Origin of the sequence: Myxococcus sp. AM011, assembly GCF_013372595.1 — a bacterium.
Taxonomy (GTDB): domain Bacteria; phylum Myxococcota; class Myxococcia; order Myxococcales; family Myxococcaceae; genus Myxococcus; species Myxococcus eversor.
This window is the reverse complement of the sequence record NZ_JABXEM010000032.1, coordinates 30,261-44,655: the sequence shown is the minus strand read 5'-3', so window position 1 is coordinate 44,655 and position 14,395 is coordinate 30,261. Positions and strand designations below refer to the sequence as shown.

Below are 14,395 nucleotides of genomic sequence, written 5' to 3'. Positions count from 1 at the left end.
GCTCGCCGCTATATGTCGGCGGTCCAGGCGTTATCGTCCGGGATGGGCCGGCCCCCCACACCCCCTGGAGCCCGAATCATGACGACTCGCCACATGCGCCGCTGGAGCCTCGTCGCCACCCTGTGTGCCCTGGGTGTCGGAGGGACGGCGCGAGCGCACGCGGGCCTGCCAGAGACCTCCAACGTCACCCTGCGCCGAGGCCACCCGGAGGATTACTTCCTGGGCGCGACGTTCGGCGCGGTGATTTCGCGCGACAGCGGGAAGACGTTCCGGTGGATATGCCCGACGGCCATGGGCTACGGCGGCTGGAACCCCAACGCCTACCTGTGGCGTGAGGCGGGCGACATCCTCGCGGCCACCGGCAGCACGCTGCTCCGCTCGCCCGACGGCGGCTGCTCCTGGAACACCCACCCCTTCTTCAAGGACACCTGGGTGTCGGGGCTGGCCGCGCATCCCACCGACGACCGCATCCTCTACGTCGTCACCTCCCGGCACGGCAAACCCAACGGCGTCTATCGCTCCCTGGACGGCGGCGAGACGTGGGCCCCTTCTCCTCTCATGCGCCAGGGCCTGGTGCTCAACGCGGTGCGCGTGTCCCCGGCGAACCCCCAGCGCCTCTACGTGAGTGGCAAGGAGGAGAGCCGGTTGCTCCTGCTGCGCAGCGACGACGCGGGCGAGACGTGGACCGAGGTGGTCCACCCGCTGTCGGAGCTGCTCTTGCCGTACGACTTGCTCGTGGAGATGGCGGACCCGGTATCCGCGGACGTGCTGTGGGCGCGCGTGTCCTCCCAGGGCGCCACGTACCTGCTGCGCAGCGACGACGCGGGCCAGACGCTGAACATCGTCTCCACCATCAACGACGTCTTCATCAACATGGAGCTGTCCGCGGATGGGAAGAAGGCGTGGGTGGGGACGCTCAACCACTTCTTCCGGGGCCCTTCCACCGGACCGCTGGAGATGCTGTCGCTGCCCACGGGCAACGCGTGCGTGCTGCGCGACGGGCAGACGCTCTACGGCTGCGGCTCCACCTGGCTGCATGACTGGGCGCTGGCGCGCAGCACCGACGAGGGCAGCACCTGGCAGCCCCTGTTCGGCCTCTACGAAATCCAGGGCGCGCACCACTGCCCCCGAGGCACTCCCGTGCGAGAACTCTGCCCGGCCCAGTGGCCGCAGCTCGCGGAGCAGCTCGGGGCGCCGCTCTATCCGGCCGGCCCCGTCGAGGAGCCCCCCGTGGACGCGGGCACCCCCGACGCGGGCAGTCCCGAGGACGCCGGTACGGCCGAGGACGCAGGCACCACTCCCCAACCATTGCCTGCCCCCAAGGGCTCGGGCGGATGTGGGGCCATGGGTGGGAACATGGTGCCCGTCCTGCTGTTGCTCTCCACCCTCACCCTGCCGCGCCGTGGTCGGCGGCGCCAGAATTGAACAGGTCGCCCCATGAAGCCCCTCTCGCGAAAGACGCTCTGGACCACCTCCCTCGTCGCCCTGCTCTCCCTGACGACCACGGCCTGTGGCGACGACAAGGAGCCGGAGTCGAAGTGCGGCGAGCCCCTCTACGGCGGTGACGCCACCGACGAGGCCTGGCGCGCGCTCGTCGACGCGAAGGGCAAGCCCACGGACAGCACCGAGGCCGCGCAGCTGGCGCTGCCCACGCAGGGCACCACGTACTCCATCAACGACGCCCCGCCGAAGTGGACGTGGACCTCGACCCTGGCGAGCGCGCAGCCGCGCCCCGCGCCGGTGAGCCCCTTCGACACGGCCCGCTCCATGCTCGCGCGCGTGGGCGAGTGGGTGCTGCCCACGGCCCATGCGCACCTGCCGCCCTTCACCGGAGACATCCACTGGGTGCAAGTCACGGTGCCCGGCCGCGAGTGCCCGGTGGAGATGCTCACGTCCAATCTGGAGTGGCAGCTCGACGCCGCGACGTGGGACACCCTCAAGGCGAGCGCCGGACAGGACCTCTCCGTCCAGGTGGTGAGCGCGTACCTGCTCCAGAACCGCATCACCGAGGGTCCCTACACCCTGGCCCAGCCCGTCACCATCCGCCTCCAGGGGGCACCATGAGACACGCGTGGGTCTGTGCGCTGGGGCTCGTCTTCGCGGGCTGTAGTGACGACTCGAATCCCTTCGACGGCGTGAAGCCACCCGCGGACATCGAGTACGCGCACCCGGAGCCGTGGGGCGCGGGCTCGAGCGTGCCGCCTCCCGGGCCTGGTGGACGCGTCCTCATCACCAACAGCCTGGACGACACGCTGAGCCTGCTGGAGCTGGAGGGCGCGACGAGCGCGGGCTGGCGCGAGCTGGCGCGCGTGCCGGTGGGACTCAACCCGGTGGAGCTGGAGGGACCGCACCACACCGCCGTGTCGCCGGACGGGAGCCACTACTACGTCGGCATCTCCAACTACGTGCCGGGCGGCGGCTCGGGGCCCCATGGCGCGCACGGCAGCGGCGCCGATGATGGCTACTGCCTGAAGCTGGATGCGCGCGACAACCGGCTGGTGTCCTCGGTGCGAGTGGACCCGAACCCCGGCGACGTCATCGTCAGCAAGGACGGGAACACGCTGTACCAGACGCACTTCGACACGCTGAAAATCGCCGAGGTGGCGCGTCGCGGCGGCACCGAACGGGAGATGTTCGCGCGGCTGGCCATCATCGACGCGAAGACGATGGTTCGCAAAGCCATGGTGGACGTGTGCCCCGCTCCGCACGCCATCCGGCTGTCTCCGGACGAGCGCACGGCCTACATCGCCTGCTGGTCGGACGAGGTGGCCATCGTCGACCTCTCGGCGCCCACCACGGAGGCTCAACGCGTGAAGGTGGCCGCCAATCCGGGCACCGCCACGGCGCCCCGGCACCAGCCCTACGCGCTGACGATGTCGCCCACCACGGGAGATGTCTTCGTCAGTTCGATGGCGAGCCGCGAGGTGCAGGTGCTCGAAGCGCGCACGCACACCATGAACGCGACTCGGCGGATTCGCCTCGCGGGCTCACCGATGTTCGGTGACATCGGCGCGGACGGGACGACGTTGTACATGCCGTATCAAGGCGTGGAGGCGCTGGCCATCATCGACGCGGCCACGGGCTTCATCCGGCGCGAGGTGGACCTGGCGCCTTCGGGCTGTCTCAACGCGCACCAGGCCAGGCTGACTCCAGACGAGAGCCACGTGCTCGTGGTCTGCGAGGGTGACCACGTGCGCCCGGGCACACTGCACTCGGTGAACGTGGCGCAGGGCACGGTGGTGAACACGGTGCGGGTCGGCATCTTCCCCGACTCGGTGAGCATCCTCCGGGGGCAGCCATGAGCCACGCGGCCTGGAAGGTGCTGCCCTTCGTGGCGCTCGTCACCCTCGCGTCCGCCTGCGGTGACGAGGCGAAGCCGGTGAGCGCGGCGGAGTACGGCGAGCTGCTGTTCCGCGACGCGCGCTTCTCGGAGAGCCAGTTCAACGACTTCTCCTGCGCGACGTGCCACGCGACGACGCCCACGCCGCTCAACGGGCGGATGGACTCCGGCTACACGCTCTACAACGTGGCCTCACGGCCCAACTGGTGGGGCGGCTACGAGACGAACCTGCTGGACGCGGTGAACTTCTGCTACGTCAGCTTCATGCGCGGCGTGCAGAAGCTGCCGGAGGACTCGCCCCAGAGTCGCGCGCTGTATGAGTACCTGGTGAGCATCAGCCCGGATGCCACGGCCCCCGCGCTGCCGTACACCGTGGTGAAGGACATCCAGGAAGTGCCTCGCGGAAGCACGGAGCGAGGACAGGCCGTGTATCAAGCCGCGTGTCAGGAGTGCCACGGCGCCATTCACACCGGTGAGGGACGGCTGACGGAGATGGCCTCCATCCTCCCGGAAGTGACCCAGGACTACGATGAGCTGTTTCCGGGAATCCCCCACTCGCTCGTCGTCATCGAGAAGGTGAGACACGGCCAGTTCTTCCACATCGGCGGCAACATGCCCGCGTACAGCCTGGAATCCCTCTCAGACGCGGACATGGGAGCGCTGCTCACGTACCTGGGGCTGTAGTAAGGAAGCCCGCATATGGGTTTCTGGAAGAAGCTTTTCGGTCTGGAGAAGGCGGGTTCGGAATCATCGTCGAGCCCGCCTGAGTCAGTGAGCCCCCGCGAGTACCTGCGGCGCGAGGTGGAGGCGGCGCTGAAGTCCATCCCCCGGGTGACTGAAGTCACCCGGTTGCCGGATGACTACGGCCTGCGGTTCTTGAAGAACGGGGAGGTCGTCCAGATGTACCTGGACAACCTCTTCGCGGAGACGCGCGAGGTGTCTCCCGACGAGCGCGCCCAGCAGATCCGCCGCTTCCTGGCGGCCTTCACCGGGGACAGCGGAGGCAAGCTGTCGTGGGAGGAGGCGCAGGAGAAGCTCCTTCCCGTGGTGCGCTCGGCGACGTTCGGAATGATTGCGCCACCGGGAGAGTCCCGCCCGCGCCCCATGGTGGAGCGGCGCACCATCCCCTTCCTGCGCGAGCTGCTGGTGTTGGACCTGCCCGACGCCACCATGTACGTGCAGCAGCAGCACCTCCAGGAGTGGGGCGTCTCCGAGGAGGAGGCCTTCGAGTCGGCCTTCGCCAACCTGGACCTCATCCACGAGTCTGGCGTGGCGCTCCAAGACGAGGAGCCGAGCCCACTCTGGTCCGTGGACTCCAACGACACCTATGAGGCCTCGCGCCTGCTGCACCCGGGCTTCCTCGCGTCCTTCGCCGACCGCGTGAAGGGCCGCCCCATCGCCGTCATCCCCACGCGCTCCACGCTCCTCATCGGTGGTGATGGAGACCCGGCCATGCTCAAACGCCTGTGCGAGTTCGCCGAGCGCGAGCACGACGCCAGCACGCGCGGCATCTCCCCCGCGCTCTACACCGTGGACGACGCCGGGCGCGTGGTGCCGTACCGGCGCGCCGGCAACGACGAGCTCGCGCAGTTGGTGCGCCGGGGCCACCTGCGCTGCGCCATGGGTGAGTACGCCACCCAGAAGCAGATGCTGGAGGCGCAGCACGAAGCGGAGGAGGTGGACGTGTTCGTCGCCAGCTTCGGCGCCATGGGCCGCGAGAAGGACGGCCGCCCCATCAGCTGGTCCAGTTGGAGCAAGGACGTGGACACGATGCTGCCGGAGACGGAGGTCGTGGCCATCCAGGCGGGCGAAGAGGACTTCTTCATGGTGGCCTTCCCGGACGTGAAGCGGCTGGCCTCCGCGTACCTCGCGCCGATGCCGGAGCTGTGGCCGCCGCGCTACCGCACCACCGGGTGGCCGTCGGACGCGGTGGTGGAGCAATTGCGCGCCGCGCAGGTGGACCTGGCGGAGTACGACGCCGACTGAGGCCCTTCGCGACGTCAGCCGACCGAACGCCTCCGCGTCAGCCGGGGGCCGTTCTCCCGAGGAGATGACGATGCTCGCCTGCGTGGACGTGGACTACCGCGATGACGTCACCGTGGCCGCGTGCGTCCTGTTTCGCGATTGGACGGATGCCTCGGAGACCGCGCACCACGTGGACCGGGGCCCTCCCGCGGCGGCCTATGAGCCCGGCCAGTTCTACCGCCGCGAGCTGCCGCACCTCTTGCGCGTGCTCGCACTGGTGCCGGAGCAGTTGGAGGCCATCGTCGTCGACGGCTATGTGTGGCTGGGCCAGGACAAGCCCGGCCTGGGTGCGCACCTGTACGAGGCGCTCGGGCGCGCGGTGCCCGTCATCGGTGTGGCGAAGACGTCCTTCCACTCCAGCGACGTGGCCCTCCCCGTGCTGCGCGGCCAGAGCCAGCGCCCTCTCTTCGTCAGCGCCGTGGGCCTGAGCACCCCCACCGCCGTCGAGTACATCCAGCGCATGCACGGCCCCTCCCGCATGCCCACCCTGCTGGGCCGCGTGGACCGGCTGTGCCGCGAGTCGTGAGCCCTCCTCACCCCTGACACGCGCGTCGCGCTCGCGCGGGTGTCCGGCTCGCCCGTGGGTCCGCTTCCCTCTGAAGACAGAGGCCATACCCCTGGTACGGGCCTTGCTCTCAGGGTCCACCCCATGCGCCCACCCCGCGTCCAGCGCCATCACCTCCTCACGGGTCTGCTGCTCATCCTCGTCATCTCGGCGTGCCCTCCAGAGCGCCGTCCGCTCACCCGCGAGGAGGTCGCCTCCATCACCTTCACGCGGCTGGAGCGCTTCGAGTCGGAGCAGGCATTCGACGCCCACGTGAAGCAGCTCCAGGCGATTCGCGAGAGCCTGTCGAGCGGCGGTGGCCCCGTGGTCGGCTGCGGTGGCACCAGCGCGGACGGCGAGCCTTCGCCGCAGGAGCCCGCACCGGCGGACCCCTCCATCACCAACAACCAGGAGGCCGGCGTTGACGAGGGCGACATCGTCAAGGCCGTGGGGGACTGGTTCGTGGTGCTGCGCCGGGGCCGCCTCTTCACCGTGCGCCAGGTGCAGGGTGCGTTGGAACCGGCGGAGCAGGCGGACGCCTACGCGCCGGGCTTCACGCACGGCACCTGGTACGACGAGATGCTCGTGTATGGCCGTCGCATCATCGTCATCGGCTACAGCTATGACTTGAGCGCGACGGAGGTCAGCCTGTTCCGCATGGATGACGCGGGAGCGCTGACGCATGAGAGCACCCACTTCCTGCGCTCCAACGACTACTACTCCAGCCGCAACTACGCGAGCCGGCTGGTGGGCGGCACCCTCGTCTTCTACATGCCGTACCACCTGTCGGGGAGCGAGCTGTCGTTGCCGTCCACGCGCAACTGGGTGCGCGGCAACGAGACGACCTCGTGGCAGCCCATCCTCACGCGCATGGACGTCTTCAAGCCCGTGCAGACGACGCTGTGGCCCGCGCTGCACACGGTGGTGCGCTGTGATTTGGACTCGCCGGAGTTCACCTGCACGGCCCGCTCGCTGATGGCGCCGCCCGCGCGGACCTTCTACGTGTCGCGCGACGCGGTGTACCTCTGGGTCTCCCCGGGCTACGAGTCGTGGACGGTGGAGGGCGAGAAGTACGACCCGAAGAAGCCGCGTGACTCGGTGGTGTACCGGCTGCCGTTGGACGGTGGCGAGCCCGGGGCCCTGCGCGCGCGCGGCGGTCCGGTGGACCAGTTCTCCTTCCGGCAGAACGAGGACGGGCACCTGGATGCGCTGCTCGTGACGTCGGGCCAGGGGGATTCGATGTGGGGCCCCGAGGTGACCCGGGGTGACGGCCGCTTCGCGCTGCTGCGCGCGCCGCTGGACGCGTTCTCTCCGGAGCTGACGGGCCTGCGGTCGGAGCACTTCACCCTGCTGCCCGGGCCCGTCGAGGGCACGCTCCAGAATCGCTTCGTGGGCCACCACGTGCTGTGGGGCTCGGGCGAGGGGTTCGACGACGACTCCAATCGGGGTGAGCGCGCCGTCTGGGTGACGGACGTGCGGGCTCCGCTGGATTCACATCGGCTGGCGCTGGGCCACACGGTGACGCGCCTGGAGCCGCTGGGCACGGGCGGCGCATTGGTGGTGGGCGAGAACAGGGCGGGCCTGCGGCTCACCACGGTGGCGCTCGGAGAAGGAGGCCCGGAGTTGAGGGGCACGCTGCTGCGCGCCGGAGCGACGCAAGGCGAGTCGCGCAGCCATGGCTTCTTCTTCAAGCCGGATGGCGCGGGCGGCGGGGTGATGGGGCTCCCGCTGCGGTACGAGGGTGGGGAGTGGAGCTCGCTGCGCTACGGCTCCGCGGAGGTGTCCTTCATGCGGGTGGACCCGACGCTGGAGTTGACGACGCTAGGCTCGCTGGGCGCTTCAGTGGAGACGGGCGATGACGCGTGCAGGAAGTCGTGCACGGACTGGTACGGCAACGCGCGCCCCATCTTCTACCGGGAGCGCATCTTCGCGCTGATGGGCTACGAGTTGGTGGAGGCCCACGTCACCGGGAGCACCGTGGAGGAGTCCTTCCGAGTGAGCTACCTGCGGTCGGGCCGCTGAGCCCGGTTGCTCGGAGTGGAGGGAGGCCGGGGCCAAAGTCCATCGGCTCGTGACTCCGAAGCGCTTCCCCTGGAGCGGGACCTGCGAGACAAAGCGGGTCATGCACCGCCGTCACTTCCTGCGATTCTCCGCCCTGGGGGGCAGCACGCTGGCCCTGGGGAGCCTCGGTTTCTGGCGCAACGTGTACGCCGCGCCGGCCATGCCGAGCACGCCGGGCTCGGTCACCGGGCCCTACGGACCGATGGCGGAGAGCCCGGATGCCCAGGGGCTCCGGCTGCCGCGTGGCTTCACGTCTCGCGTCATCGCTCGCACGGGTGACGTGGTGCCGGGGTCGGATTACGCGTGGCACATGGCCCCGGATGGTGGGGCCTGTTTCGCGCAGCCGGACGGCGGTTGGATTTATGCGTGCAACAGCGAGACGTCACCGGACGGTGGCGTGTCCTCGGTGCGCTTCGACGCGAAGGGGAACATCACCGGCGCGTGGCGCATCCTCTCTGGCACGCACGTCAACTGCGCGGGAGGTCCCACGCCGTGGGGGACCTGGCTGTCCTGCGAGGAGCACCCGAAGGGGCTCGTCTGGGAGTGTGAGCCGTCGCGGCCGGGACAGGGCGTCGCGCGACCCGCGCTGGGGGCCTTCACGCACGAGGCGGTGGCCGTGGACCCGATGGGCCGGCGGCTGTACCTCACGGAGGACACGCCCACGGGCCGGTTCTACCGCTTCACTTCCGCGAAGTGGCCCTCGCTCGAGGAGGGCACGCTGGAGGCAGCTCGCGTGACGGGAGACCCTCGCACGGGCTTGAAGGTGCAGTGGGTGCCCGTGTCGCCGCAAGCTCCGGCCGCGATGCAGGCGGCGGGGCGGGAGACCACGGCGTTCCCTGGAGGTGAGGGCTGTTGGTACGACGGCGGCGTGGTGTACTTCACCACGAAGCACGACAACCGCGTGTGGGCGCTCACGCCGCTGACGGGCCGGCTGGAGGTGCTGTACGACGCGGCCACGTATCCGAACGCGCCCCTGCGCGGCGTGGACAACGTCACCGTGTCGCAGGCGCGTGAGCTGTTCATCTGCGAGGACGGGGATGACATGCAGATGTGCCTGCTGACGCAGGACAAGAAGGTGACGCCGTTCCTCCAGGTGATGGGACACGCGGGCTCGGAGCTGGCGGGCGCGGCGTTCAGCCCGGATGGCAAGCGGCTCTACTTCAGCTCCCAGCGCGGCTCGGACAGGCGCGGTGTCACATACGAAGTGAAGGGCCCCTTCCGCACCCGGCGCGGCTAGGGACGATTCGTGACAAAGCATCAGCGCTTCGTCGAGACCATCCACACGTCAAGGCGTTGCACGTCCGCCGATCTCCGGGAACCGTGCGTAGGCACGCAGGAGCGCGTCCAGGTGGGCGGGATTGTCCAGGTCGAGCGGCGCGTCCGTGAGCTGCACGACCCACCCGCCCGATGCCGTGCGCCGCGCCCTTGAAAGCAGCTCCGCATCCCGGGCCAGGTCCGGGAACCCAATGGCCTGCGCGGCAGCGGCGGACCAGTAGTTCAGCCACCCGAGGCGATGTGGAATTTCAGGCGAGAGAATCTCCCTCGACGGCTTGAGTGCTGGCAGCCCTCGGGGTGGAGAAGATGGGCCGGCCCCTGTTGGCGCCGTCTGTTCGGCGATCTCCGCCCCCGCGTTGAACGGCGTTGCATGCCCCCAGAAACCGCGGGCACCTTCTCCCATGGCCGCCAACACATCCGCTGCCGCCACGATGGTGGCTGCGTCCAGGTGCACTGAGCCATGAACTTCCAGATGCGACGCCCCCCCTGCTGAAAGCCCGTTCGGGTTCTCCCAACCGGAGAGCGTCACTGGGCGACTTCTGTCGTCGTTGCAAACAAACGGGAACCCATTGTCCGCCCTGTCTGCGGCGACCCACTCATCGCGATGGTGCAACGCGACGAACTCTTCCTTTTCAGAATACGTCCAGTCCAGCCGCAGACCAGGAAGTGCGCCTTCCATGCCATGGACGATAGCAAGAGAGCGCCTGTCATCGCCCTCGAGCGGAGGGGCGTAGATAACGATGCCGAGTTCATCAGGAAAGACTGACATCCTAGCACCAGTCCATGACAACGACATCCAGGTTGGGATCCAGCCGCTTCAGAGCAGCCTTGTGAGCGGGACTTCGCACACCTACGGAAAAGCCATAGCCACAAGCCTCCGCAAGCCTTTCTCTCTCTGTATTTCTGGCAGCTTCACCCTGGCGAAGAACGCCTGAGAATGAGGAGAATGTTTATCAAAGGCATCTGTCTTGACCTCCCACAGCGTGCGCGTGGCGAGTACCAGCCCATCGAAGCTCTTCCCATTGACGAGCACATTCAGCCCGGGGAAGTTGTTGCCCGGGATTCTGTCCGCGCACTCGTTATGGGGATCATTCCCTCCACGGGGCGGCCCCGGAATCGGCCTGCACTCCTGGCGGCGCTCGCGCTCTCGCGGCTCGGTCGGCACCGGGGGGAACCAGTCCTGCCCTGATGGCTCCGGCGTGGGCTTTCGATTCGTGGAGGACTCCTGCGAGGAGAGCTCGGTCCGAGGCGCGGGCTCTACCTCCTCGGAAACACTCCCTCGTAGCTCATATGCATCCAGCGCTTCCTTGATGGCGATCCCCACCACCATCACGCCAACGACGACCACCGTGCCCACGACGATCTCCGGTGCCGCCAGAATACAGAGGCCGACTCCCAGGGTCGCCGCGCCCGCCGAGGCAACGGTACATCGTCCTGTCCGGTCCTTGAACCGGACCCGGTCATGGTCAAGGGCCGCAAAGCACCGCTCCGCCAACACGGGCCAAGGCTGGGAGGCCTCACGGACGACACACCGCCCCCCGTCACTCCACGGCAGCATTGCTGCTCGCTGGAGGTTGACCAGGGTCGGGTTCAGAGCCGTTGACTCTTTTCGACCAGGCGCCGACGTAGCGCAGGCCGAGAGGACGAACAGAAGTGCGATGCAAGCCAGGAGACGCATGGGCACGTCCTTTCGTCCTTTCAATCAAGGGTGATGCCATGGGTCAAGGCTCGCTCGCATGGGGACATGCCAGCACCATCTGACGGCCATGGTGTTCGGGGGTGTATCGAAGTGCGGCAGCACAACCCGGAGCGACCCATCGGCGCCATGAAACTCGGGCCCGATGGGACCCGCTAGGGAGCAACTCAGCTCACAGGAACCAGCGTGGCGGGCGCGGCGGCTCGTCACGCTTTGGGACTCCCCCCGTGTTGGATGATGACCGGGCGAAAGAGCGTTCCCCTGGAAACCGCCCCTCCGGAGACATACCTTCGGGGAGTCATGGGCGTTCCCTCCTCACAGCTCGGGCTGTTCGACACGGTGCGGACCGAACGGCCCGCGTCGACGTCCCAACCCGAGCGAGCACCGGAACCCGCTCCCGAGCATCGCTTCACCGAGGATGACGCGACGACCACCGAGCCTCACTTCACCGAGCACGACGAGCCCGCTCCCGAGCGCCGTCTGCCCGAGCGTGAGGAAGCGCTGCTCCAGGCCGCGAGCCTCGCCCGCCGCCTGGCCGTGGAACTCGGCGCCCCCGTCCACCTGCGGCTCACCGACAACCGCGCCACGCTGGTCAGCTTCCGCCGCGTCGCCCAGGGCCTGCGGCTGCGCGTGCACCACCTCTTCCTCGAAGCCCCCGACGAAGTCGTGCGCGCCATCGCCCGCTATGCCGTCCGGTCCGACGCGAGCGCCGGCACCCTGCTCGAAGCCTACGCCCACGAGCGCCAGGGCCTCGTGCGTCGCGAGCGCCGACCCGGCAAGGCGCTGCGCACCCGAGGCCGCTGCTTCGACCTGCGCGCCGTACACACGCGCCTCAACACGGACTGGTTCGACGGCCGCGTGCGCGTGGACATCGGCTGGGCACGCCGCCCCACCAAGGGACGTCGGCGCACCATCCACCTGGGCGGCTACGACGCGCGACTGCGCGAGATTCGCATCCACCCCGCCCTGGACCGCCCCCACGTCCCCGCCTTCGTCGTGGACTACCTCGTCTTCCATTCCATGCTGCACGCCGACCTCCACGAAGAGGGCGACTCCAGCCTCGACGGCGAGGGCCGCTGCGCTCCGGGCCACTCGCCCGCGTTCCTCGCGCGTGAAGACACCTTCCCGCTGCGAGACACCGCCCAACGCTGGCTGCAGGACAACCACACCTCCCTGCTGCGCGGCTGAGCGTCGTCCCGTCTTCACACGCGCGCGCACTCCGTGCGGTTGTCCCCGCTCCGAAAAACGAGCGATGGCGGCGACACGGCGGAGCACTGCATGCTCCACGGCCATGCGCTACTTCAGCGTGGACGAAGCCAACCGACTGGTGCCGCTGCTCAGCCGCACCTTCGAGCACATCCGCCCTTGGGTGGAGCGCGTGCAGCAACTCGTGGAGACCCTCGGCACCCCCGAGGGCAAGGCCCTGTCGAACCAGGAGTCGCTGCGCGAGGAGCGCGACGCCCTGCTCGAGAAGGTCCGCCTGGAACTGCACCACTTCCACGAGATGGGCCTGGAAATCAAAGGCGCGCTGGGGCTCGTCGACTTCCGAGCCCACCGCGGCGATGAACCCGTCTATCTGTGCTGGCGCATCGGAGAAGCCGCCGTCTCGCACTGGCACGGGATGTACGACGGCTTCTCGGGGCGACGTCCCATCGACAGTCCGGAGGAGTTCGCCCCCACCTACCTCAGCTGAAGTCGCGCTCCACCACCCCCGCGCGCTTCAGCCTCCGGTGAAGCTCTTCTGCAACAGCGCCAGCTTGTTGCGCGCGGACAACAACTGCTGGCGCAGCGAGTCCGCCTGCCGGGCGATGTCGTTGAACTCGCTCTGCTCGGCCGCCTGGGAGAGCGACTGCGCCTCGTCGGCCACCTCCGACATGCGGTCCTGGAGCGACTGGAACGTCACGCCCAGCGCGGCCTGCTCCTCCGGAGTCTTCGCGCTCTGGCGCTGGGCGGCGAACTCCTGCATCCGCACGTTCAGCTCGGCGGCGCTCTGCCCCAACGCGCCGTAGCGCACGAGCAGGTCCTTGAAAATCTCGGTGCGCGCCTGGAGCTCCTGCGCGCGCACGTGCACGGCCTCGGCCTGGGCCTGCTGCCTGTCACGCACCTGGGAGATGGCTCCCACCAGCGCGGAGACGCGGGCGCGGAGCTGCTCGTCCATGTCGGCCAGGGCCTTCAGGGTGGAAGAGGCGCGCTCCAGATGCTTCTCCGCCTGGAGGGGGGCGTCCTGGAGTTGTTGCGCCAGGGCCTCGAAGCGCTCCAGTCCCTCATCGAGGGAGCGGGCGGCCTCGACCAGCGCGGAGTCCTGCGGCTTGTCTCGCTTGCTCATGGGCGGGCGGGAACATGGCACGCGCGAGGGGCCGACGGGGCGAGGACTTCACGGGCGATACATCCAGGGCCCGCCTGCCCTCCTGCCCGGCGGGCCCGGCCATGGGCACGGGCGGCCCCTTTCCCGCGCTCGCCAGCGACTCCCATCGTCCCCAACTTCCCGACATCCCACAGACCCGTCTGTCGCGAGGTTCACACATGCCCAGGGCCCACTCCCTCTCCGTGCTCGTCACAGGCGCCACCGGCAACCAGGGCGGCGCCGTGGCACGCCAACTCCTCCACCGCGGGCATCGCGTCGTCGCCTATGTCCGCCAACCCCAGTCGCCCGCCGCGCGCTCGCTGGAGTCGCTGGGCGCCGAGCTGGCCGTGGGTGACTTCGACGACGTGGACGCGCTCGCCCGGGCCGCGGAGAGCGTGGATGCGTTCTACGCCATGGCCACGCCCTTCGAGTCAGGCGTGGAGGCGGAGATACGCCACGGCATGAACCAGGTGGACGCCGCGCGGCTCGCCGAGGTGAAGCACCTCGTCTACACCTCGGTGGCGGGCGCGGACCGGCTGACGGGCATCCCCCACTTCGACAGCAAGCACCGGGTGGAGCTGCACGTGCGCCGCAGCGGCCTGCCCTTCACCATCCTCGGCCCCACGTTCTTCATGGAGAACCTCACCAGCCCCATGTTCGAGGAGGGCCTCAGGGCGGGAGTGCTCGCCTTCGGACTGCCCGCCTCGCGAGGGCTCCAACTGGTGTCGATAAACGACCTGGCCGCCTTCGCGGTCCGGGTGCTGGAGGACGCGGAGCGCCACGAGGACCTGCGCATCGACGTGGCCTCCGACGAGGTGACGGGCCAGCAGGCGGCGGGCCTCCTGTCGATGGTGAGCGGCCACCGCATCCACTTCGAGCAGCTCCCGCTGGACTTCATCCGCGAGCGCAGCGAGGACCTGGCCGCCATGTACGAGTGGCTGGACAGGGTGGGCTACCACGCGGACATCCTCACGCTGCGCCACAGCTATCCGGACCTGCACTGGCACACGTTCGAGGACTGGGCGCGCAAACAGGACTGGAGCGCGCTCACCTCTCCCGCCTGGCCGCACGCCGCCGCCGAGCCCACCCCGCCTGGCGGACAGTGAGGCC

13 protein-coding genes and 1 pseudogene are annotated in these 14,395 nt (G+C 69.0%); 11 read left to right on the top strand and 3 right to left on the bottom strand.

What is annotated here, in order from left to right:
* The first annotated feature begins 78 nt into the window (after window positions 1-78).
* The 8 genes from HUW62_RS09335 to HUW62_RS09300 all read left to right on the top strand — a co-directional run bounded on the left by HUW62_RS09335 (window position 79) and on the right by HUW62_RS09300 (window position 9,207).
* Window positions 79-1,425 carry a hypothetical protein gene (locus HUW62_RS09335; protein ID WP_176434219.1) on the top strand — a complete coding sequence of 449 codons (1,347 nt, stop codon included), beginning with the start codon at window positions 79-81 and terminating at the stop codon, window positions 1,423-1,425.
* A gap of 12 nt (window positions 1,426-1,437) precedes the next feature.
* Entirely contained in the window at window positions 1,438-2,064 is a 627-nt protein-coding gene (locus HUW62_RS09330) for a hypothetical protein (protein WP_176434218.1), read from the top strand.
* On the top strand, window positions 2,061-3,302 hold the full coding sequence (locus HUW62_RS09325; RefSeq protein ID WP_163869916.1) for a YncE family protein: 1,242 nt from the start codon (window positions 2,061-2,063) through the stop codon (window positions 3,300-3,302). Before HUW62_RS09330 ends, HUW62_RS09325 begins: the two co-directional genes overlap by 4 nt.
* On the top strand, window positions 3,299-4,024 hold the full coding sequence (locus tag HUW62_RS09320; protein ID WP_163869915.1) for a c-type cytochrome: 726 nt from the start codon (window positions 3,299-3,301) through the stop codon (window positions 4,022-4,024). Before HUW62_RS09325 ends, HUW62_RS09320 begins: the two co-directional genes overlap by 4 nt.
* Before the next feature lie 15 nt (window positions 4,025-4,039).
* Complete coding sequence (locus HUW62_RS09315; RefSeq protein ID WP_163869914.1) at window positions 4,040-5,326, top strand: DUF1444 family protein; 1,287 nt, start codon at window positions 4,040-4,042, stop codon at window positions 5,324-5,326.
* Window positions 5,327-5,390: 64 nt separating this feature from the next.
* Window positions 5,391-5,891 carry an endonuclease V gene (locus tag HUW62_RS09310; protein WP_255203328.1) on the top strand — a complete coding sequence of 167 codons (501 nt, stop codon included), beginning with the start codon at window positions 5,391-5,393 and terminating at the stop codon, window positions 5,889-5,891.
* Window positions 5,892-6,014: 123 nt separating this feature from the next.
* Entirely contained in the window at window positions 6,015-7,931 is a 1,917-nt protein-coding gene (locus tag HUW62_RS09305; protein ID WP_176434216.1) for a beta-propeller domain-containing protein, read from the top strand.
* A 100-nt stretch (window positions 7,932-8,031) separates the two neighbouring features.
* The gene (locus HUW62_RS09300; protein ID WP_163869911.1) at window positions 8,032-9,207 is read left to right on the top strand and encodes an alkaline phosphatase PhoX; all 1,176 of its coding nucleotides are present in this window, start codon (window positions 8,032-8,034) and stop codon (window positions 9,205-9,207) included.
* A gap of 48 nt (window positions 9,208-9,255) precedes the next feature.
* Here HUW62_RS09300 and HUW62_RS09295 read toward each other — a convergent pair whose 3' ends face one another.
* Together HUW62_RS09295 and HUW62_RS48590 are read right to left on the bottom strand one after the other, a co-directional pair.
* Window positions 9,256-10,014: a DUF5953 family protein gene (locus HUW62_RS09295; protein ID WP_176434215.1), complete on the bottom strand. Its 759-nt coding sequence runs from the start codon at window positions 10,012-10,014 to the stop codon at window positions 9,256-9,258.
* A gap of 1 nt (window position 10,015) precedes the next feature.
* A pseudogene (locus HUW62_RS48590) lies at window positions 10,016-10,803 on the bottom strand (DUF6310 domain-containing protein).
* Window positions 10,804-11,241: 438 nt separating this feature from the next.
* Here HUW62_RS48590 and HUW62_RS09285 point away from each other — a divergent pair.
* Both HUW62_RS09285 and HUW62_RS09280 read left to right on the top strand, forming a co-directional pair.
* The gene (locus HUW62_RS09285; protein ID WP_255203327.1) at window positions 11,242-12,129 is read left to right on the top strand and encodes a hypothetical protein; all 888 of its coding nucleotides are present in this window, start codon (window positions 11,242-11,244) and stop codon (window positions 12,127-12,129) included.
* A 103-nt stretch (window positions 12,130-12,232) separates the two neighbouring features.
* Window positions 12,233-12,634 (top strand): DUF2203 domain-containing protein, encoded by a 402-nt coding sequence (locus HUW62_RS09280; protein ID WP_176434214.1) that lies wholly within the window; start codon window positions 12,233-12,235, stop codon window positions 12,632-12,634.
* Between the two features lie 27 nt (window positions 12,635-12,661).
* On the opposite strand, the gene HUW62_RS09275 is transcribed toward HUW62_RS09280, so the two are convergent.
* The gene (locus HUW62_RS09275; protein ID WP_163869907.1) at window positions 12,662-13,267 is read right to left on the bottom strand and encodes a hypothetical protein; all 606 of its coding nucleotides are present in this window, start codon (window positions 13,265-13,267) and stop codon (window positions 12,662-12,664) included.
* A 197-nt stretch (window positions 13,268-13,464) separates the two neighbouring features.
* On the opposite strand from HUW62_RS09275, the gene HUW62_RS09270 reads away from it, so the two are divergent.
* Window positions 13,465-14,391, top strand: coding sequence for an NmrA/HSCARG family protein (locus HUW62_RS09270; protein WP_163869906.1), 927 nt, complete (start codon window positions 13,465-13,467; stop codon window positions 14,389-14,391).
* Window positions 14,392-14,395: the final 4 nt, after the last annotated feature.